This window comes from Tsukamurella paurometabola DSM 20162 (genome assembly GCF_000092225.1).
Taxonomy (GTDB): Bacteria; Actinomycetota; Actinomycetes; order Mycobacteriales; family Mycobacteriaceae; genus Tsukamurella; species Tsukamurella paurometabola.
Window position 1 is genome coordinate 4,070,822 of the sequence record NC_014158.1, and the last position, 20,507, is coordinate 4,091,328.

Sequence of the window (20,507 nt, forward strand, 5' to 3'; positions counted from 1 at the left end):
ACTTTCGTTCGGAATCTGTTGCCAACGAGGCATATTTTTCAGTGATTGTGGGTACTCTCCGAGTCACCCCGAAGGATGTGCAGCCCGCGACGCTCCCGGCCGCATCCAGCCGGGCCGTTCACGACCAGGAGGCATCCATGCAGCGGACCGACGACGACCGGGTGAAAGACGTCAAGATCGACGAGATCGACGAGCTGTTGCTCTGGGAGTTGACCACCAATGGCCGCACTCCGAACAACGAACTCTCGCGCAAGGCCGGGATCGCACCATCGACCTGTCACGCACGGATCAAGCGGCTCGAACAGCTCGGCGTGATCCGGTCGATCAACGCCTTCGTGGACTATGAGGCACTGGGTTTCCCGGTGCAGGCGATCGTGTTCGTTCGATTGCCCGCCTCGGCCCGCAGCCAGGTCAAGAGCTATGCCAGCCGCGTGATCCAGTTTCCGCAGGTGCTCAATGTCTTCCACATGGGCGGCCCCGACGACTTCCTGATTCACGTAGCGTGCGCGTCGACCGGCCAGCTACGCGACTTCGTGGCCACCAAGCTCAGTTCCGAGCACGTGGTCGCGACGACCACCAGCATCATGTTCGACCACTACATCGGCGTGCAGCATATGGAGTACGTGAGCGGCTACGACGAAATGCGACGCCCTATCCGGTAGAAACCGAACTTTCTTCGGCGGGCACCCGGTAAGCGGGGTGCTCGGCTCGAAGAAGTCGGCAATTTCGCCGCCTCCTGACGCACGAACGTCGAATTCCTCTCTGAGCCTGAAATGTGTTCTGCATCATAGGCGCACCGTCGGCGCCGTTCAGGCCGACGAGCCCGGAACAGCATCGCGCGGCCGACTCCCGGCCTGGCGCCCCGAGAGGAATCCACACCATGACAACACAGGCGGAACCGCAGGTGACGTACCGCATGTCGATCGACGGCCAGGCGCGCGAGAGCTCCTCGGGCGAGGTCATCGAGGTCCGTGACAAATTCGACGGTGCGCTGCTCGGCACGATTCCCGCCGGCACCGCCGAGGACGCACAGGAGGCGCTCGACGCCGCGCCCGACGGTGCGCGGGCCTGGGCCGCCACACCCGCGCACCGTCGGGCGGCCGTCCTCAAGGCGGCAGCGGCGCAGGTCCGCGTCGACCGCGATGTGCTGAGTGCGATGCTGTCGGCGGAGAACGGTAAGACCATCGCGAACGCGCGGCTGGAGATCGACACCACCGCCCGGATCTTGGAGGGCTTCGCCGAGGAGGGCCTGCGCCTGTTCGGGCAGACCGTTCCGCTCGACATCCAGGAGGGCCTGGAGTCCGATCTCATGCTGACGGTTCGTGAGCCGCTCGGCGTGATGGTCGGCATCGTGCCGTTCAACTTCCCGGCCGAGCTCTACGCGCACAAGGTGGGCGCGGCGCTGGCCGCCGGTAACGCGATGATCGTCAAACCGCCAGAAGATGATCCGATCGTCACCATGATGCTCACCGAGATCCTGCACCGTGCCGGCGTACCGCACGCCGCCCTGCAGGTGGTCACGGGATACGGGCACATCGTCGGGCAGCACCTCTCCAGCAGCCCGGACATCGCGGCGGTCACGTTCACCGGGAGCACCGAGGTCGGAGCGATCATCGCCGCGAACGCCGGCCGCAACATCGTCCGAGCGTTCCTCGAGCTGAGCGGCAACGACGCCTTCATCGTGTGCGACGATGCCGATCTCGACGCCGCCGTCGAGCAGGCGATCGCCGGGCGCGTCTATGCCAACGGGCAGGTGTGCGTGGCGACCAAGCGGATCATGGTGGTGCGCAGCCGATACGACGAGTTCCTCGAACGCCTGCGCGTGCGGGTGGCCGCGCTGCGCACCGGCGACCAGCGCGACGAGGCCACCGACGTGGGCCCGCTGATCAGCGTCGCCGCCGCGCGCACCGTCGAGGCGCAGATCGCGGCCTCGGTCGAGCAGGGCGCGCGACTGCTCGTCGGGGGCACCCGTGACGGGGCCTTCATCGCGCCCGCGCTGCTGGAAATCGACACGCGGGTGGGCATCGCCACCGACGAGGAGATCTTCGGCCCCGTCTTCTCCGTGCTGTCCGTCGGCGATCTCGACGAGGCGATCGACCTCGCCAACGCATCCCGATTCGGCCTCAACGCCGCCGTCTTCACCAGCGACGTCACGCGCGCGATCCAGGCCGGCCGGCGCATCCAGGCCGGGATCGTCTCGATCAACGGCGGCAACGCCTATCGGCCCGATGTGGCCGCATTCGGTGGCTACAAGAAGAGCGGCATCGGACGCGAGGGACTCGGTTACACGCTCGACGAGTTCAGTCAGGTCAAGAGCATCGTGCTGCGCGGCGTCCTCAACTCCTGATCCAGCCCGAGCATCGCCGGTCCGCACCGGCCGCATCCGTCCGAACATCGCCTCATCGCCAGAAAGCCGGAAGTCCATGATCAACAGCCCGCAATCCGATCCGCCGAGGGCGGTCGACGACGCGCCGTCCGGCGAGCACCTGCTGCAGCGTGGCCTCGGCATCGGATCGATCGTGTTCATGGTGGTCGCGGCGGCGGCACCGCTCGCCGTCGTGACGGCGAGCGTCCCGATCATCATCTCGGTGAGCGGGAGCGCGGCAGCGCCACAATTCTTCCTGATCGCGATGTGTGTACTCGCCCTATTCTCCGTCGGGTTCACAGCGATGAGCAGGTACGTGCCGAACGCGGGCGCGTTCTACTCGTACATCCAGCGCGGACTGGGCCGTCACGCGGGAGTCGGGGCGGCAACGCTGGCGCTGGGCTCGTACGGGGTGATGCAGATCGGGCTGTATACCTACATGGGGGTCGCGACGTCGAAGCTGTTGTCCACGATGGATATCGGGCTCCCGTGGTGGACGTGCTCGCTCGCGTGGGTATCGATCGTCGGCGTCCTCGGCTACCGCGACATCGAGCTCAGCTCGAAAGTGCTCGGCGTGCTACTGGTCGCGGAGACGCTGGCCGTTGTGGTCATCGAGGTCGGCGTGATCAGTGCGGGCGGGGCCGGCGGACTGGACCTGGTTCCGCTGTCTCCCAGTGAGTTCGCCACCGGCGCACCGAGCCTCGGGCTGATGTTCGGGTTCTTCAGCTTCATCGGATTCGAGGCCACGGCCGTGTTCCGCAACGAGGCCCGCGATCCGGAGCGGACGATTCCCCGGTCGACCTATGCCGCGGTGGTCTTCATCGGCCTGTTCTACGCCTTCGCGGCGTGGGCGGTGGTGGAGGGACTCGGCGTCGGGCACGCGGTCGAGGCGGCGAAGGCCGATCCCGGCAACCTAGTGCAGAACCTGGCCAGCGAGTACGTTTCACCGATCCTCACCGACGTCATCCAGGTGCTGCTCGTGACCAGCTTCTTCGCGTGCGTGCTCTCGTTCCACAACGTGATCACCCGCTACCAGTTCACGCTGGCGACGAAAGGACTACTGCCGCAGTCCCTCGCCGAGATCAGCCCGCGCCACCGCACCCCGTCGAAGTCGTCGCTGACGTTCACCGTGGTCTCTCTGGTGGCGGTGGCGGCCGTCGCGGCGGTGGGCTGGGATCCCGTGGCCCAGACGTACATGTGGTCGTCGGGGGCGTCGACGCTCGGCCTGATCGCGCTGATGGCGATGACCAGCCTGGCGGTGATCATCTTCTTCCGGACGCGGGTCCGCAACCAGGGCCGGTGGCGGACGCTGGTCGCGCCGGGGCTGTCGTTCCTTGGGCTCACCGCGATCCTGCTCCTGGTGATCGCCAACTTTCCGGTGCTCGTGGGCACCACCACCACCGCGGTGGTGCTCGGCGTGATCATCCTCGTGACCTTCCTCGCCGGCGTCGTTGCCGCCGAGCGACTGCGCCGCACCCGCCCTGAGCACTATCAGGCTCTGCTACACGAGGACTGAGCAATGGCCGCCGCGGAGAAGCCCCGCTACTGGTGCGACATCGGCGCAGAAGGTGCCGCGACGAGTGCTACTAGTTGCTGGCCAGTAGCCAGCGAGCACGGCACGAGAGGTTGCAGGAGAGCACAAGCGGTGTATACGGGCCGGGCCGGACGCGAGACTTCGCGACCGAGTGGTTCAACCGACCTTGGGATCGATCGTGAGTTCGCTCTGCTCGAGCACCGATTCCACGGCCCTGGCCCGATCCCGCAGCGACGATCACGCCGGTACCGCCTCCATGAATCCACTTCGCTAGTGCTAACTAAACGCCCTGAAGATCCTTCGACTGAAGCGGAGTGTCGGAGTGACCGCACATGGCCACGGAGACACCTTCTGACCGGCCGACGACGGCCGCGGGCGATCTGCTCGCCTGAGCTGGATGCCTCCCCACCTCAAGTGTGTCCTGTTCCCCGCAACGCGCGAGCGCAGTCGCCGCATCAGCCATGCTTGATCGAGTGTGCCTCTTGGCCGCTGCTTCGCCACTGCGGAATGGGCCTGCTGCACGGGTAGGTGACATCTGATCTGTGGTGCCGAGGGGTGCCGCTGGAAGGATGTGCACTGTGCCTAAGCCGTATCCGAAGGAGTTCCGCGACGATGTGGTCCGTGTCGCGCGTAATCGTGAGCCGGGAGTCCGTCTCAAGCAGATCGCTGCCGACTTCGGCATTAGCGAGTCGTGCCTGATGAACTGGGTGAAGACCGCCGATGTCGAGGCCGGCTCCAAGTCCGGGAGCAGTGCGGCGCAGTCGGCGACCGAGAGGCAAATGCGTAAGCGGATTCGGCTCCTTGAGCAGGAGAATGAGGTCCTGCGTCGTGCGGCTGCGTATCTGTCGCAGGCGAACCTGCCGGGAAAATGATGTACCCGCTCGTGAAAGAGCTCGCCGACGACGGTGTTCCCGTCACGGTGTCGTGCCGGGTTTTGAAGCTCTCCCGTCAGCCTTACTACCGTTGGCTCGCCGCCCCGGTCCCCGCGACGGAGCTGGTCGAGGCGTATCGCGCGAACGCCCTGTTCGACGCCAGCGTTGATGATCCGGAGTTCGGTCACCGGTTACTCGCAGACGAGGCCCGCGCTGCCGGTGAGCCTATGGCGGACCGCACTGCGTGGCGGATCTGCCGCGACAACCGGTGGTGGAGCGTCTTCGGAAAGAAACGCTCGAGCAAGGGCGGCAAACCCGGGCCCGCGGTCCACGACGATCTATGCACCGTCACCGACGAGCACGGCAGGACTCGTCACCGGTTCACCGCAGATGCACCGAATCGGTTGTGGCTCACAGATATCACTGAACACAGGGCTCGGGAAGGGAAGCTGTATCTGTGTGCGATCAAAGATGCCTACTCCGGGCGGATCGTCGGCTACTCCGTCGACTCGAGGATGAAGGCCCGGCTCGCCGTCAACGCCCTCAACAACGCTGTCGCGATGCGCGGTGATGTCACCGGATGCATAGTTCATAGTGACAGAGGATCGCAATTCCGGAGCCGAAAATTCCGACGTGCCTTGGAATATCACGGACTACGCGGATCAATGGGCCGAGTCGCCTCCTGCGGCGACAATGCCGCGATGGAGTCGTTCTTCAGCCTGCTGCAGAACAACGTCCTCGACCGCCACTGCTGGGCCACCCGGCAGGAACTGCGGACCGCGATCATCACCTGGATCGAACGGACCTACCACCGCCGGCGCCGACAACGCCGCCTTGGACGATTGACACCCATCGCATTCGAGTCCACCATGAACCCGGCCGCGCCACACGCGGCCTGACCAACTTGTCACCTACCCGTGCAGCAGGCCCAATGACTCATCACACGTGGCAAGGGCACCGGCTCGAAACCGACGAGAGCTACACCTTCATTGATGGAAGAGCCCAGACAGCCCTTGGGTCGTTGGGAGACTTTCCCGACCAAACCAATAGCTCCTCGTCCCGGAGCGCTTGCAAGCGAGAAATGGTTGCAGGACGACTCATTCCCACAGCTGAGGCGATCTCTCCGGTCCCCATTGGTACTCCTGCTGCTTGAAGGACATCCAACATCCTCTGGGCTCCCTTCGGCAGGCATGCTGCGACGCGCGGATCCAACCGAGCGATCGCCGCCAGGCGGAGCCTTACACTTCCAGTACCCTGCACGTATACAGGATCTGTCAGACCGACACGGCGCATCTCTTCGAACATCGGGCCTGCTGCACGGGTAGGTGACATCTGATCTGTGGTGCCGAGGGGTGCCGCTGGAAGGATGTGCACTGTGCCTAAGCCGTATCCGAAGGAGTTCCGCGACGATGTGGTCCGTGTCGCGCGTAATCGTGAGCCGGGAGTCCGTCTCAAGCAGATCGCTGCCGACTTCGGCATTAGCGAGTCGTGCCTGATGAACTGGGTGAAGACCGCCGATGTCGAGGCCGGCTCCAAGTCCGGGAGCAGTGCGGCGCAGTCGGCGACCGAGAGGCAAATGCGTAAGCGGATTCGGCTCCTTGAGCAGGAGAATGAGGTCCTGCGTCGTGCGGCTGCGTATCTGTCGCAGGCGAACCTGCCGGGAAAATGATGTACCCGCTCGTGAAAGAGCTCGCCGACGACGGTGTTCCCGTCACGGTGTCGTGCCGGGTTTTGAAGCTCTCCCGTCAGCCTTACTACCGTTGGCTCGCCGCCCCGGTCCCCGCGACGGAGCTGGTCGAGGCGTATCGCGCGAACGCCCTGTTCGACGCCAGCGTTGATGATCCGGAGTTCGGTCACCGGTTACTCGCAGACGAGGCCCGCGCTGCCGGTGAGCCTATGGCGGACCGCACTGCGTGGCGGATCTGCCGCGACAACCGGTGGTGGAGCGTCTTCGGAAAGAAACGCTCGAGCAAGGGCGGCAAACCCGGGCCCGCGGTCCACGACGATCTATGCACCGTCACCGACGAGCACGGCAGGACTCGTCACCGGTTCACCGCAGATGCACCGAATCGGTTGTGGCTCACAGATATCACTGAACACAGGGCTCGGGAAGGGAAGCTGTATCTGTGTGCGATCAAAGATGCCTACTCCGGGCGGATCGTCGGCTACTCCGTCGACTCGAGGATGAAGGCCCGGCTCGCCGTCAACGCCCTCAACAACGCTGTCGCGATGCGCGGTGATGTCACCGGATGCATAGTTCATAGTGACAGAGGATCGCAATTCCGGAGCCGAAAATTCCGACGTGCCTTGGAATATCACGGACTACGCGGATCAATGGGCCGAGTCGCCTCCTGCGGCGACAATGCCGCGATGGAGTCGTTCTTCAGCCTGCTGCAGAACAACGTCCTCGACCGCCACTGCTGGGCCACCCGGCAGGAACTGCGGACCGCGATCATCACCTGGATCGAACGGACCTACCACCGCCGGCGCCGACAACGCCGCCTTGGACGATTGACACCCATCGCATTCGAGTCCACCATGAACCCGGCCGCGCCACACGCGGCCTGACCAACTTGTCACCTACCCGTGCAGCAGGCCCATCCGCTTGATACCCTCGCCGAGCTCTTGACCGATTCTCAGATCGGCACACACTCGCGCAATGCGGGGGTTCCGGGCGAACCTGCTTATGTCTAGCGGTTTCGACGGGTCGACCAGACCCGGGAATCTACCCGGACTCTCAATCTCAATTCGATCTGGATAGATCTCAACTCGAATATGATCGCCAGCAAGGCTGTACGATCGATGAATAACAGCGTTGACCAAGCCTTCGAGCCACGCCTCACGAGGCACCAAATGGTGACCGACGAATTTTCCCTCATCGTCAAGCGCTCGACGCTTCGGCGCCAGGCGTTCAACGAATTTCGCAGCTTGTTCGATCACAAACGGCAACGGACCCTCAATCTTATGATCCTCATCCTCATCTAGGCTCAGTCGCGCTCCACTTCCTCTCTCGGTCGAAAGAAACTTCAAGACACGGACGTACGACTCTGGCAACGCCTGCTGAGGATGATCTGCAAACAGTAGGTAGCCCGCGTTCGTAAGAGAACCGTCTCGCGTCAGAAGACTCCTCGCCTTGAGTATTGACTGCGCAGATGTCGCACCGGTCACCTGCCGATAATGTTCCAGCAGATCCGTACTCAGATCGTCAACAGAGTACTCAGCAATTCTGAAACCGTCGAACTGCGCCTGCCCCTTGTCAAATTCCAATTCTTGACGCTGTGTGAAGTTCAGACGCCTCGATTCATCCCCAACTCGAAGCAAACAATCCCCTCCGTTCACTTCGTGCACACGCTCTCCCGGATCAACTCGCACTATGAGCAGGGAGTCCCGCATTCCTTCGCTATTGACGCACTCCACCTCATGAAAACTGCACCGAACCGGAGGAGAAGTGTGATCGATCGAAGCTTGACGCAGGTCGTTTATCCTCCCGCGATGTCGCTCCATGCCCTCCACGATGCCGCTGTGCACCCCGACAGCTATCGTTCCGCCTTCCGCGTTGGCAAATGCCACCATCGCCCTGGCCAACGTCTTCGGCTCCGTGCGCGCACTCTTCCGCTCAAACCACTGATCCTCGCGCGCTTGCAGAATCAGATCTCCACGCTCAGCAGCGCTAGCGCTCAGGATCCAGTCCACTTCGTTCGCCGTCACACCCTTAGTCTAAAGGATTTAGAGTAGGAGAGGTGGCGTCCGAGGTGTCTAGCTGGTTGACACTTCGCCTTAGTCTCCGCATAGAGAAGAACACACCAGAGGACGTATGCCCAGTTCAGAGTATGTTTCATGCCGTCTGAACTACGTGGATGTGATTTATAGTCAGCTTTACAGCCTCGGTCTGCGCCTCGAAACGGCTGCAACACAGTCCGCCGAGCTCCCACGGAGACCTCGTCGCTTCAGACACAAGTAAGGCCCCTGGCCAGCATCTCTGCTGATCAGGGGCCCTGCTGTCGTCTCAACCAACGAGTCGGGGTGGCGGGATTCGAACCCACGACCTCTTCGTCCCGAACGAAGCGCGCTACCAAGCTGCGCCACACCCCGTGGTGACAACCTGCAATAGATTACTACAGGCGCCGCCGGTGCTGAAATCAGCTGGTCAGGCCTGTACCGCCTCTGGAGCGATCACCGGGCCGAGCTCGACCTCCCGGTCGCGCACGGGCGCGCCGACGAGGGTGAGCAGCGAGGCCTCGGGGCGGCAGAAGGTTCGGAACGGTGCCCACGGGGAGGTGCCGAGGCCGGCACTCACGTGCAGCTTCATGTGCGCACCCCACGCGGAGGCGCCCTTCACCCGCGACCGGTCGAGACCGCAGTTGGTGACCAGCGCGCCGACCACCGGCAGGCACAACTGGCCGCCGTGCGTGTGACCGGCGAGCGCGAGGTCGTAGCCGTCGCTGGCGAACCGGTCGAGCACCCGCGGCTCCGGTGAATGGGTCAGTGCCAGCCGCAGGTCGACCGACTCGTCGGCCCGGCCGGCGATGGTCTCGTAGCGGTCGCGCTCGATGTGCGGATCGTCGACGCCCGCCACGGCGATCGTCACTCCCCCGGCCTCCAGTCGCCGCCTGGTGTGCGTGGCGTCCAGCCAGCCGCGCTCGGAGAATGCGGCGCGCAGATCCTGCCAGGGCAGCGGCTCGCCGTGCCGGCGCTCGTGATTCTTGTTGAAGTACTTCGCCGGGTTCTTCGCCGTGGGCCCGAAGTAGTCGTTCGAGCCGAAGACGAACAGTCCGGGCCGGGCCAGCAGGGGATCGAGCGCCTGCACCACCGAGGGAACGGCGCGCGGATGCGAGAGGTTGTCGCCGGTGTTCACCACGAGATCGGGCTCGAGCGCCGCGAGCTCGTGCACCCAGCCCTGTTTGAGCCGCTGACCAGGAGTCATGTGCAGATCGGAGATGTGCAGGATGCGGAGCGACGGTGTGCCCGGCGGCAGGATCGGCAGCGTGTGCTCGCGCAGGGTGAAGGCATTGCGCTCGTACATGGTGGCGTAGGCGGCTCCGGCGAGACCGGCGCCGACCAGCGACGCACCCGCACGGACCAGGGATTGATTCACTGCCATTGAGTCAGGATACGTCCGTGCCCCGTCCGCGCGCACCGCGTAACTTGTAAACCATGTCTGAAGTGAAGGCCGCTATCCGCGACGACCTCAAGACCGCGATGAAGGCCAAGGACACCCTGGTCACCGGAACGTTGCGGATGCTGCTATCCGCGATCCAGAACGAGGAGACCTCCGGCACCGCGCACGCGCTCACCGACGAGGAGTTTCTCAAGGTGGTCGCCCGCGAGGTCAAGAAGCGCGGCGAGGCCGCGGAGATCTACACCGCCAACGGCCGCGAGGAGCTCGCAGCGCAGGAGCGGGCCGAGGCCGAGGTCATGTCCCGGTACCTGCCTAAGCAGCTCTCGGACGACGAACTGAACAGCCTTGTCGACGATGCGGTCGCGCAGGTCAAGGCCGATCTGGGCGAGGCACCGACGGTGCGGAACATGGGTCAGGTCATGAAGATCGCCAATGCGAAGGCCGCCGGCGCCGCCGACGGAAAGCGGCTCTCCGCCGCCGTCAAGGCCCGGCTGGGCTGACGGTGGCTTCGGGATCCGGGAGCGCCCCGGCTCGCTCCGGGCGACGGCGCGGCGGCGGAGTCTGGCTCTGGGCCCTGGTCTCCCTCGCTGCGGGCGGCGGAGCGATCGCCCTCGACGTCTTCGCGATCATCCAGACCTCGGCACTACTGGGCACCCAGGGGTACCCGGGGAACTTCCCGTCGTCGCCGCTCGGTGTGCGCACGATCATGGTGATGGTGCTGGCGATCGCCGGGCTGGTGGTGTGCGCGCTGATGGCGCTGACGGGCCTGTTCGCTCTGTTCGGCGTGCGATGGGCCGCCATCGCATTCGCCCTCGTCACGTTCGCCGGGTTCCTCATCGTGGCCGGCGAAGTCTTGCTCGGCATCCCCCGCGACTACACGGATCCGGTGAGCCAGTACGGCGTGAACTACAACGGGCAACCGCTCGACGGGCTTCCGCTGTGGGGCGCCGTCATCGTGATGTTCCTGTTCCTGGCTTCGCTGGTGCTCACCCGGTCGGCGTACCGGTACGCGCTGGCCCGCAGCGCGTCATCGTCGTAGTGGGTCAGAGCGCGCCGAGCGCGAACCCGCCCCACACGGCCACGAGACTGAGCCCGAGCGTGCCGAGTCCGTACCCGATGCCCTCGCGATAATGCTTGTCCCGCAACAAAGTCAGGGTCTCGACGGTGGCGGTACTGAACGTGGTGTACCCGCCGCAGACCCCGGTACCGAGCACCGCGAGCGTCGTGGAGTCGATACCTCCGTGTGCCGCGAAGCCCGCGAACAGGCCGAGCAGCAACGATCCGGTCGCGTTGATCAGAGCGGTCGACCACACCTCGAACCGGCTTCGTAGCGCGGTGTCGGCGAGGAACCGCAGCACCGCACCCAGTCCGCCGCCGAGGCAGATCAAAGCAGTGGTCATCGGGCCGTCACCTCCGCACCACCGTGGCTCCTACGAGCGCGGCGACCAGTCCGAGCAGAATCGTCGATCCGGCGTACACGGCGCCGATCGCCGGTGAGGCGTCGTGGATGTCGAGCGCGAATGCGCTGTAGGTGGTGAGGCCGCCGCAGAATCCGGTGCCCAGGAGCAGCTTGATCCGCCGGTGCCGCTCATCGTCGGGCCGCTGCATCAGAATCTCGGTGAGCGCGCCGAGAAGGAAGGCCCCCGCGATGTTGACGGCGAAAGTAGCCCAGGAGAACGGGGTGTGCGGCAACCACTGCCCCACCTCGGCCCGCACGAATGTGCCGGCCGCGCCGCCGAGGAAGACGAGTCCCACGACGGCGGGCCGGAGATTCGGGTGAATCGTTAGACCTGAGTGGTGAGGTCCACGTCGATGTTGCCGCGGGTGGCATTGGAGTAGGGGCACAGCTTGTGCGCCTTGGCCACGAGATCCTCAGCGGCCGACTGGTCCAGACCGGGGAGCGAGGCGGTGATCGCGGCGTTGATGCCGAAGCCGTGCTCGGTCTTGCCGAAGCCGACCTTCACCGACACCGAGGCGTCGTCGGGCACGGAGACGTGCTCGGCGCGCGCGACGGCGTGCACGGCGCCCAGGAAGCAGGCGGCGTAGCCGGCCGAGAACAGCTCTTCCGGGTTGGTGCCCTCGCCGTTGCCACCCAGCTCGGCGGGCGGGCGGGTGTCGAGGTCGAGGCGACCCGAGTCCGACTTCACGTGCCCGTCTCGGCCACCACCGGTCGCGGTCGAGGAAGTGCTGAACAGCAGTTTCAGGCTCATGCGCGTTGATTCCTTAGCTCTCGGCAGTGAAGATTCCGCCGGTTCCGGCGGTCATTCGCGACACTACTCGCATCGGCTCCGGGTCGATGGTGGGAACGCAACCCTCACCGGCAGTCGGCGCATTGCCCCCAGAAGGTGACCTCCGCCTCGTCGATGGCGAAGCCGTGGTCATCATCCGGAGTGAGGCAGGGTGCGGCCCCGACGATGCAGTCCACGTCGACGATCCGCCCGCAGCTCCGGCACACCAGGTGGTGGTGATTGTCGCCCACGCGGCCTTCGTACCGCACCGCGGAACCGGCGGGTTCGATGCGGCGCAGCAGCCCCCTATCGGAGCACACGCGCAGCACGTCGTAGACCGTTTGCGTGGCGACGGTGCCGAGCTGTGCGCGCAGGTGCTCGGCCACGTCGTCGGCGGTGGCGTGGGGGTGATCGTCGAGATAGCCGAGGGCCGCGACCCGGGGCGCGGTGATGCGTAGCCCCACGGACCGCAGCCGATCCTCAGCGCTGGGGCCGTCTGCCATGTCCGTAGGCTACGCCTGATTCTGGAATCATTCCAGTACTTGTGAGACTCCGGTCACCCACCGGGAGTCAGCGGCTCTGCGGGCCGCCCCCGCCAGGTGCGCTTACCGATGTGCGGGGCGCCGAGGAAGTCGTCGATCACCGGCGCGAGGTTCTCCGCGTTGGTCACCAGATCGACGTGCCCGCCGGGATGAGTGAACAGCGTGGCCCGCGGAAGCAGCGTCTTCATGATCTTGGCGTTGGCCATCGGAATGATCGGGTCGTCCTCACCTGCCATGATCAGGGTCTTCTGCCGGATCGCGGGAAGCGCGAAGATCGATGTCCACACGGCGCCGGCGAGCAGTTGATGGAGGTATCCGATCTTCGATCCGGCGTGCAACTGCCGGATGAAGATCTCGGCCACGTCCTTACCGTCCTCGCGGACGGTGCCGCCGTACAGTTCGCCCGCGATCTGCGCGCCGTAGGACGGATCTTTGAATCTCCTGGGTGTCAACATCTTCCGTAGCACCAACGGATTGCCCGGAATCATGATGGCGCCGGTGCCGGTGGACACCAGGATCAGGCGGCGGCACCGCCACGGGTTCTGGAACGCGAACTGCTGAGCTAGGGCGCCGCCCCACGACAGCCCGAGGATATCGACGACACCTACACCCAGATCGTCGAGAACGCGGCCCAGAACCCATGCCAGATAAGGAAATCCGTACGGCAAGAGCGAGGCAGGCGATTCTCCCGTGCCGGGAGCGTCGAACCGGATCACCGGACGCTGCGGATCGAGCGCCTCGACGAACGGATCGAGCACCTCCAGGCTCGCACCGATCCCGTTGCACACCACCAGCGGCACTCCCACACCCGGCCGGTACCGCACGCGGATCCGCTGTCCCCCGGTCGCTATGAAGGTATCGGGGAGTTCATCGAGCCCGCCGTCGGCGGGCGTCTGTTGATCGGCGTTCATCGGTACAGCACCACCGTCTCCGCGATGCAGGCCGGTCGTTCGCCGCCCTCCACCTCGTAGGTCAACGTGAAGGTCGCCTCGACACCGAAGGGCTTCTCCTGTGCGGCGGTGAGGCTCACGGTGGCGCGAATCCTCGATCCGACCGGGACCGGGGCCGGGAAGCGGACCTTGTTGAGCCCGTAGTTCACCGCGGCGTCGAACTTCTCGATCGTGACCACCTGCCCGACCAGCACCGGCGCGAGCGACAGGGTGAGGTAGCCGTGCGCGATGGTGCGGCCATAGGGCCCCGCCGCGGCGCGCTCCGGGTCGACGTGGATCCACTGGTGATCGCCCGTGGCATCGGCGAACAGGTTGACCCGATCCTGGTCGATGGTGAGCCAGTCGGTAGTCCCCATCGGCGTGCCGACGAGGCCGAGCAGATCGGTGGGGGTGGCGACAGTGGTGCTCATGGACTTCTCCGTATCGGTTGTCGGTGATCAGTTCTCGAGCACGAAGGTGCCCGGCGCCGGGGCGAGCGGCTCGTAGCCGGGCGCCCCGAGCTGGGTCGGCGCATCGACCTCGGCGCCGCCGCGTTCGGTGAGCCATTCGAGGTGGTGCGGCCACCACGAACCGGACTGCTTGTCGGCGCTCTCGAACCACTCCTCGGGTGTCTGACCCTGCAGCACGGGTGCGGTGCGGAAGGAGGACTTCGGGTTGCCGGGCGGGTTCACCAGCGACGCGATGTGGCCGGCGGTGGAGAGCACGTAGGTGTTGTCCTTGCTGCCGAGCAGCGCCGCGCTGCGCTCCGTGGCCTGCCAGGGGCAGATGTGATCGGAGATGCCGCCCAGCACGTAGGCGTCGCATTCGATCTTGGACAGGTCCACGGGGGTGCCCATCATGCTCTGCTCACCCGGAGTGACCAGGGTGTTGTTCAGACCCATGAGCACCATGTCCTTGTGCAGCGACGCCGTCATCCGAGTGGTGTCGGCGTTCCAGAACAGCACGTCGAACGGCGCCGGCGACTTGCCCTCGATGTAGTTGTTCACCCAGTACCGCCACACCAGGTCGGTCGGGCGCAGCCAGGCGAACATCTCGGCCATGGCGGCACCGTCGAGGTAGCCCTGGTTGGCCGATGAGCGGATCGCGGCATCGGCCGCCTTCTGGCTGGCGAGCGCCGAGCCCAGTCCGGCGTGGCTCTGGTCGAGCACGGTCACGCCCAGGGTCAGACCGGCGATCCGGTCGCCGTGGCCGTTCGCGAACAGGCTGGCCATCACCATCGAGGTGAGAATGCCGCCCGAGCACGTGGCGAAGACGTGCGCCTTATCGGAACCGGTGATCACCTGCAGCGCGTCCAGGGCACGCACGATCGCGGCCCCGTACTCGTCGAATCCCCAATCCCGATGCTCCGCAGAAGGATTGCGCCACGACACGGCGAACACCTGCTGCCCGCCCTTGAGGTAGTACTCGATCAGGCTGCGGCCGGGCGCGATGTCCATGATGTAGAACTTGTTGATCACCGGTGGCACCATGAGCAGCGGCACCTCACGCACCTGCTTGGTCTGCGGCGCATAGTGAATCAGTTCGAACATCGGGGTGCGCAACACCACGGTTCCCTTGGTCACGGCCAAGGTCTCGCCCACCTTGTAAGCGTCGGGCTCGATCATCGCGGGGATACGCGGGTGCTTGGCCATATCGCGCACGAAGGCCTTCGCGCCGCGCACCGCCGAGAGGCCACCGGTGTCGATGAGCGCCTTCCAGCCCGATGGGTTGAGTCCGGGAATGTTGGTGGGCGCCGCGCCCTCGATCACGTTGTCGAGCACGAACCGCATGCGCTCGGCATCCTTCCAGTCGAGATCGGCGTCCTCGTACAGCTGGTCAGCGGTGTCCGAAGCCGCCAGATAAGCCTGTTCCACCCGGCGCAACAGCGGGTTCTGCGTCCAGGCCGGGTCGGCGAACCGGCGGTCCCCCTTCTTGGGCGCGCGCTGGCTCTTGCCCGCCGCGATGAGGCCGAGCTCCTTGGCCAGTCCGGCTCCGCGCTCGGCCACGGTCACGGGCTTACCGGCCAGCGACTGCGCCATCCGCGCCCAGGAGGCGTTCGGCATCATCCTTGCCGCGAACGACTTGGTCGAGTTCACCAGCAGCATGTCCAGCGGGGCGCCGAGTTCATCGGCGGCGTTCGAATCGTCGGAGTACTTGGTATCGGTCATTTTCCGTGATCCTTCGTATCAGGCGGTGAACTGGTCAGGGACGGCGATATCGCGTTTCTGGACCTTGCCGGTGGCATTCTTGGGAAGCTCGGCGAGCAACCAGACGTGGCGCGGGTACTTGTACGAGGCGACGCGTTCCTTGACGTAGTCACGGATCTCGTCGACGGTGAGCGCGACGCCGGCCTTGAGGGCGATGGCAGCGCCCACCTCCTCGCCGAGCGTGTCGTGCGGAATACCGACGACGGCGGCCTCCGCCACGGCGGGATGCCCGTAGAGCACCTCTTCGATCTCGCGCGGGTACACGTTGAGCCCGCCGCGGATGATCATCTCCTTCTTGCGGTCGACGATCGAGAAGTAGCCGTCGGCGTCGACGATGCCGATGTCGCCGGTGGAGAACCAGCCGTCGGCGTCGATGGCGTCGGCGGTGGCCTCGGGAAGATTCCAGTAGCCCTTCATGATGTTGTGCCCACGCACCTGGACCTCACCGCGTTCGCCCTGCGGCACTTCGTTACCGGAGTCGTCCACACAGCGCATCTGCACGCCCTCGATGGGGGTTCCGATGGTGCCCGGCTTGCGCGGCTTATCGGGATGGTTGAAGCAGGCGACCGGCGAGGTCTCGGACAGGCCGTAGCCCTCCATGATGATCGCGTTGAAGGCGGCCTCGAAGTCGGTGATCACCTGCAACGGCAGTGCCGCTCCGCCCGAACCACAGGCTCGCAGCGAGGACACGTCGTCGCCGGGCTGCAGCGCGGCGACCAGCGCGGCGTACATGGTCGGCACACCGAGGAAGACGGTCACCTTGTCGCGCCCGATCACCTCGATCGCCTTGCGGGGTTCGAACCGCGGGATCAGGGTGAGGGTCGAGCCGAAGCGGACGGCGGCGTTGAGGCCGCAGGTGAGGCCGAAGACGTGGAACAGCGGCAGGCAGCCCATCATCACATCGTCGCCGGTGAGGTGCAGCAGGGTGCGGCCCGAGATCTCGCAGTTCATGCCGAGTCCCTGGTGGGTCAGCTCGGCGCCCTTGGGCTTTCCGGTGGTGCCGGAGGTGTGCAGGATGACCGCGGTGTCGTCGCCGTCGCGGGGCTCCACCGGGGCGGTGGGCTCGTACTTGGCGAGCAGGGTGGCGAGGGCGGCGTCGTCGCCGAAGTGGCACGCGGCACCCGCGGCGCGGGCGCCGGCCTCGGCGTCGTCGGCGAAGACCGGAGTGGCGAACAGCGCCTTGGAGCCGGTGTTGGCCAGGTAGTACTCCACCTCGGCGGCCTTGAGCAGCGGGTTCATCGGAACGGCGACGGCACCGCGGCGCATGATCCCGTAGAAGACGATGGCGAAGGCCGGGGTGTTGGGGAGCATGATGCCCACGCGATCGCCGGGTTCGATGCCCTGCTCGGCCAGGTAGGTGGCGAATCGGGCGGAGGCGTCATCGAAAGCGGCGTAGCTGAACTCCAGGTCGTCGCATTTGAGGGCGAGCGCATCGGGCCGCGCGGCGGCAGCGGCGGTGAGGTTTTCGGCGAGGTTCGTCATCGTCCGTCCTTCGGGCTTCGGTAGTGATTTCGTCTGTATTCAGAGTGACTGCCGGCACCATCGGATGGATATGGTGACGGAACAACGTTTCGGGCCGCCGAGTGTCACGGCGCACAATCGGGATTCAGCCGGTAGGCGAGTCGCGGCCCCTCTCGATTCCGATTCGGGCGTCGACCTCGAACGCCAGGCAGAGCTCCGCGAGTTCGCGCGGCGAGTTCACCGACCTGCCGGTCAGTTGCTCGACGCGGCGCAAACGGTGCCGCACGGTGTTCGGGTGCACGTAGAGCTCGGCGGCGGCGTCCTTGACGTTTCCGTCATGCGCGACCCACGCCCGGAAGGTCTCCAGGAGCGGCTCCCGATCGTCGACGGGGAGCCGGTACAGGCCATGCAGGACACCCCGGGCCAGATCCACGGTGGCCTCGGGAGCGGCGATGGCGGCGGTCCCGAGCATGGAACCGTCGAACACCGAGACGCCGGTGCCCGGTCCGAGGAGTTCGCGACGCGCGAAGTTGAGGCCGGCGGGGGTGTCCCGGAGTTCGGCGAACGGCGCGCTCACTCCGACTCGTCCAGTCGCGGCGCGACGCAGCAGGTCGATGACGGCCTGTCGGGCGTCGGGCGTGGGCGCGTGCACGATCCCGATCAGTTGGTCGGGCAGCAGGCGCCACGCCGAGTACACGTCGAGGGCGCGCAGCCGGTCGGCGATGCCGGGCAGTGGCTGCCGCCCGATTTCGGTGGCCTCCGCGGCGACGGCCAGATACGGGCCGGTGGTGGGCAGCCGCAACAGGGTCGCGATCTCCCACAGGCTCTGATCACTGGGGATGCGGCCCTGTAGCAGGTATTCGGCGAGGGCGGCGCGCTCGGCGGCGTCGTCGAGGACCTGCTCGGTGCTGCGGTCGCGGTGCGCGGCCGCCATCGCGTCGACGAAGGCGTCCTGGGCCTGCCACATGTGCTGGGCCGCGGTGAGCAGCGCTTGCCGGCTCAGCTCGGGACGCTCGTCGGCGATCGCCATCACCTCCTCCCACACGCGGTGCACGCCGATCCGATAGGCGTGCATCACCGAGGCAAGGGGCACCCCGAGCTCGGCGCGGGTGCGTCCGGTGATCTCGGCGGGGGCGGTATCGAACGCGGGTGCGGTGAGCGCGTCCACGATGAACAGCAGGTTCTCGCGCACGGTCGCGGTGAGCAGTGGATCCGAGACGATGTCGGCGGTGGCGTAGAAGGGCACGTCGGCACGGATACGGGCGACGGCACCCGCGGTCACATCGTCGATCCTGGTCGCCAGCTCGTCGCGGATGCACTCGATGTCCGCGACGACCCTCTCCCCTATGGCGTGGCTCACACTCACCGATTGTGGTCGTTCGACCGAATTTGCGTATGCGAATCCGCTGGCTCGATCCGCAGGTTTCGCGTCGCCCCACGTCGGGGCGGCGCCGCTACACTCCGCAGCATGGATCTGATCCGGCACCTGCGGTTCTTCGTCGCGGTCGCCGAGGAGCAGCATTTCGGGCGCGCAGCCGATCGGCTGGGCATCACGCAGCCACCCGTCTCCGCCGGTCTGCGCCGCCTCGAGGAGGCGCTGGGCGTCACGCTCATCGATCGCAGCCGACGGGGCGCCGATCTCACACCCGCGGCGCGTGAGTTGCTCCCGCGCGCGCGGGTCATGGTCGGCGACGCGGACCGCTTCGTCGCCGAGGCGGCGCGGCTCGGCGCCGGGACCGGGCAGCGCCGAGTGGCCCTGTGCGATGCGCTCGGCGGCGCGAGCGCCACAGCGTGCGCCGCCGGATTGCGCGGCGGCGACGATCCGCTGACGCTGTCGGCCGGTCCCTCACCGCAGCTGGCACGGGCGGTGGCGGAAGACCTGTTGGACGCCGCCGTCGTCGAGCACCCCGTACTGTCCGACGGTGCGCCGTCGGGCCCCGTCATCGCCCTGCCGCGAGACTTCCTGGTACCGGCTGACTTCCGCTCTCCTCGCCTGAGAGAGCTGTCGGCATTGCAGCTGGCGATGCCGCCTCGCTCGACGAATCCTCCGGCGGCCGATCTGCTCCTGGACCGGCTCACGGCGCGGGGCATCACGTCGACGCCGCGTACCACCGAGACCGAGGCGGCCACATACGCCGCGGTCGCGGCCGGGTTGGCTTTCGCGCTTGTCGCTTCGGGCGGACCGGTGCCACCGGGCACCGCACGCCGCGCGGCGCCGGATTTCCCGCTGCGGGTGCGGGTGCTGGGCCGGCGTGAGCATCCCGATGTCGCGCGGCTGGAGTCGACGCTATGGCGCCTGAGCCGGTGACCGGGGCCGATGCCACGGCGGCCGCGATCGCGGAGGTGTTCGCCGACGCCGGTTGCAACGGCTGGCTGCACGCCCGGGTGGTGGGCGCCGACGCGGAGCTGTCCGTGAGTGGCCACGAACCGGTGGTGCCGGCGTCGGTGTACAAGATCGTGCTGCTGGTGGCGGCCTGCCGCGCCTTCGATTCCGGCCGGCTCGATCCGCGGCAGCGGGTCACTGTCGACCCACGGACGGCGACTCCCGGCCCGACCGGCATCGCGACCTTCGACGATCCGGTGCAGCTGAGTGTGCGCGACCTGGCGCGGTCGATGATCGCGGTCTCCGATAACGCGGCCGCCGGGACGCTGCTCTCGCTGGTGGGACTCGACGAGGTGCAGCGCACCGCGCGTGAACTGGGTTTGCGTCGCACCGTGATCGCCGGTGGCGATGCCGAGATGCACACGGCGCTGATGACGGAGACGGGCACGCACACCGTCGCCGAGGCCTTCGCTGCACTGGCCGACGACGATCTGTCCCGTCCGGTGCGCGCGTACGACCCCAGCTTCGGCAGCGCCACCACCGCCGCCGATGCGACCGCACTGCTGGCGGCGATTTGGTCGGACACGGCCGCCTCGCCGCAGGGCTGCGCATTCGCGCGGTCAGCGCTGGCAGGACAGGTATTCCGGCACCGGATCGCGTCCGGCTTCGGTCCCGGCGCCGAGATCGCCGGCAAGACCGGAACGCTCGGGGCGCTGCGCAACGAAGCGGCGGTGGTCAGCTACCCGGGCGAGCATCCCGTGGCCGTCGCGGTGTTCACCCACGCGGCCCGCAACGATCCGGCTCTGCCCCGGGTCGACGCCGCGATCGGGCGGGTCGCGCTCCGCGCGGTGAGTGCCCTTCGCACACCCCTCGACATGCGGTGATAGCGAAATGCTATGAAGACCCGCCTGGTTACTCTTTGCTCGC

General features: G+C 66.4%; 20 protein-coding genes and 1 tRNA gene. 9 read left to right on the forward strand and 12 right to left on the reverse strand.

Annotated elements, in window-relative coordinates:
- Positions 1–137 precede the first annotated feature (137 nt).
- The 5 genes from TPAU_RS19745 (at position 138) to TPAU_RS19775 (ending at position 7,339) form a co-directional block, all read left to right on the forward strand.
- Entirely contained in the window at positions 138–662 is a 525-nt protein-coding gene (locus tag TPAU_RS19745) for an Lrp/AsnC family transcriptional regulator (RefSeq protein ID WP_013128518.1), read from the forward strand.
- Positions 663–880: 218 nt separating this feature from the next.
- The gene (locus tag TPAU_RS19750; RefSeq protein WP_013128519.1) at positions 881–2,347 is read left to right on the forward strand and encodes an aldehyde dehydrogenase family protein; all 1,467 of its coding nucleotides are present in this window, start codon (positions 881–883) and stop codon (positions 2,345–2,347) included.
- Between the two features lie 76 nt (positions 2,348–2,423).
- Positions 2,424–3,881 carry an APC family permease gene (locus tag TPAU_RS19755; RefSeq protein ID WP_013128520.1) on the forward strand — a complete coding sequence of 486 codons (1,458 nt, stop codon included), beginning with the start codon at positions 2,424–2,426 and terminating at the stop codon, positions 3,879–3,881.
- Positions 3,882–4,477: 596 nt separating this feature from the next.
- Positions 4,478–5,670, forward strand: a protein-coding gene (locus TPAU_RS19765; RefSeq protein WP_245537794.1) for an IS3 family transposase whose coding sequence is annotated in 2 segments (ribosomal slippage) — positions 4,478–4,762 and positions 4,765–5,670 — 1,191 coding nt in all. Because the reading frame shifts where the segments join, the coding sequence is not laid out codon by codon here.
- Between the two features lie 476 nt (positions 5,671–6,146).
- A protein-coding gene (locus TPAU_RS19775) for an IS3 family transposase (RefSeq protein ID WP_245537794.1) occupies positions 6,147–7,339 on the forward strand; the annotation gives its coding sequence in 2 pieces (ribosomal slippage) (positions 6,147–6,431 and positions 6,434–7,339; 1,191 coding nt in all).
- Between the two features lie 12 nt (positions 7,340–7,351).
- On the opposite strand, the gene TPAU_RS22560 is transcribed toward TPAU_RS19775, so the two are convergent.
- The 3 genes from TPAU_RS22560 to TPAU_RS19790 form a co-directional block, all read right to left on the reverse strand.
- On the reverse strand, positions 7,352–8,479 hold the full coding sequence (locus tag TPAU_RS22560) for an RNA-binding domain-containing protein (protein WP_083773900.1): 1,128 nt from the start codon (positions 8,477–8,479) through the stop codon (positions 7,352–7,354).
- A gap of 310 nt (positions 8,480–8,789) precedes the next feature.
- Positions 8,790–8,863 (reverse strand) — tRNA-Pro (locus tag TPAU_RS19785).
- A 55-nt stretch (positions 8,864–8,918) separates the two neighbouring features.
- Entirely contained in the window at positions 8,919–9,872 is a 954-nt protein-coding gene (locus TPAU_RS19790; RefSeq protein WP_013128521.1) for a metallophosphoesterase, read from the reverse strand.
- A gap of 53 nt (positions 9,873–9,925) precedes the next feature.
- Between TPAU_RS19790 and TPAU_RS19795 the strand changes: the two genes are divergently transcribed.
- Positions 9,926–10,390 carry a GatB/YqeY domain-containing protein gene (locus TPAU_RS19795; RefSeq protein ID WP_013128522.1) on the forward strand — a complete coding sequence of 155 codons (465 nt, stop codon included), beginning with the start codon at positions 9,926–9,928 and terminating at the stop codon, positions 10,388–10,390.
- Positions 10,391–10,392: 2 nt separating this feature from the next.
- Positions 10,393–10,929 (forward strand): hypothetical protein, encoded by a 537-nt coding sequence (locus tag TPAU_RS19800; RefSeq protein ID WP_013128523.1) that lies wholly within the window; start codon positions 10,393–10,395, stop codon positions 10,927–10,929.
- Positions 10,930–10,933: 4 nt separating this feature from the next.
- Here the strand turns inward: TPAU_RS19800 and TPAU_RS19805 are convergent, their stop codons facing one another.
- The 9 genes from TPAU_RS19805 to TPAU_RS19845 all read right to left on the reverse strand — a co-directional run bounded on the left by TPAU_RS19805 (position 10,934) and on the right by TPAU_RS19845 (position 18,617).
- Positions 10,934–11,290, reverse strand: coding sequence for a fluoride efflux transporter FluC (locus tag TPAU_RS19805; RefSeq protein WP_013128524.1), 357 nt, complete (start codon positions 11,288–11,290; stop codon positions 10,934–10,936).
- 7 nt (positions 11,291–11,297) lie between these two features.
- Positions 11,298–11,645: a fluoride efflux transporter FluC gene (locus TPAU_RS19810; protein ID WP_013128525.1), complete on the reverse strand. Its 348-nt coding sequence runs from the start codon at positions 11,643–11,645 to the stop codon at positions 11,298–11,300.
- A gap of 29 nt (positions 11,646–11,674) precedes the next feature.
- Positions 11,675–12,100, reverse strand: a complete 426-nt coding sequence (locus tag TPAU_RS19815) for an organic hydroperoxide resistance protein (protein WP_013128526.1) — start codon at positions 12,098–12,100, stop codon at positions 11,675–11,677.
- Between the two features lie 104 nt (positions 12,101–12,204).
- A complete protein-coding gene (locus TPAU_RS19820; RefSeq protein ID WP_013128527.1) occupies positions 12,205–12,621 on the reverse strand; it encodes a Fur family transcriptional regulator in 417 nt (138 codons plus the stop codon).
- A 53-nt stretch (positions 12,622–12,674) separates the two neighbouring features.
- Positions 12,675–13,571, reverse strand: a complete 897-nt coding sequence (phaZ, locus tag TPAU_RS19825) for a poly(3-hydroxyalkanoate) depolymerase (protein ID WP_013128528.1) — start codon at positions 13,569–13,571, stop codon at positions 12,675–12,677.
- The gene (locus TPAU_RS19830; RefSeq protein ID WP_013128529.1) at positions 13,568–14,020 is read right to left on the reverse strand and encodes a MaoC family dehydratase; all 453 of its coding nucleotides are present in this window, start codon (positions 14,018–14,020) and stop codon (positions 13,568–13,570) included. The genes phaZ and TPAU_RS19830 overlap by 4 nt, the downstream gene beginning before the upstream one ends.
- Before the next feature lie 27 nt (positions 14,021–14,047).
- The gene (locus TPAU_RS19835; protein WP_013128530.1) at positions 14,048–15,757 is read right to left on the reverse strand and encodes a PHA/PHB synthase family protein; all 1,710 of its coding nucleotides are present in this window, start codon (positions 15,755–15,757) and stop codon (positions 14,048–14,050) included.
- Positions 15,758–15,775: 18 nt separating this feature from the next.
- Positions 15,776–17,278: a long-chain-fatty-acid--CoA ligase gene (locus tag TPAU_RS19840; RefSeq protein WP_013128531.1), complete on the reverse strand. Its 1,503-nt coding sequence runs from the start codon at positions 17,276–17,278 to the stop codon at positions 15,776–15,778.
- Between the two features lie 124 nt (positions 17,279–17,402).
- Entirely contained in the window at positions 17,403–18,617 is a 1,215-nt protein-coding gene (locus TPAU_RS19845) for a PucR family transcriptional regulator (RefSeq protein ID WP_245537815.1), read from the reverse strand.
- A gap of 108 nt (positions 18,618–18,725) precedes the next feature.
- Between TPAU_RS19845 and TPAU_RS23755 the strand changes: the two genes are divergently transcribed.
- Positions 18,726–19,565: a LysR family transcriptional regulator gene (locus TPAU_RS23755; protein WP_013128533.1), complete on the forward strand. Its 840-nt coding sequence runs from the start codon at positions 18,726–18,728 to the stop codon at positions 19,563–19,565.
- Entirely contained in the window at positions 19,547–20,464 is a 918-nt protein-coding gene (locus TPAU_RS19855; protein ID WP_013128534.1) for a serine hydrolase, read from the forward strand. The genes TPAU_RS23755 and TPAU_RS19855 overlap by 19 nt, the downstream gene beginning before the upstream one ends.
- The last annotated feature ends 43 nt before the right edge of the window (positions 20,465–20,507 follow it).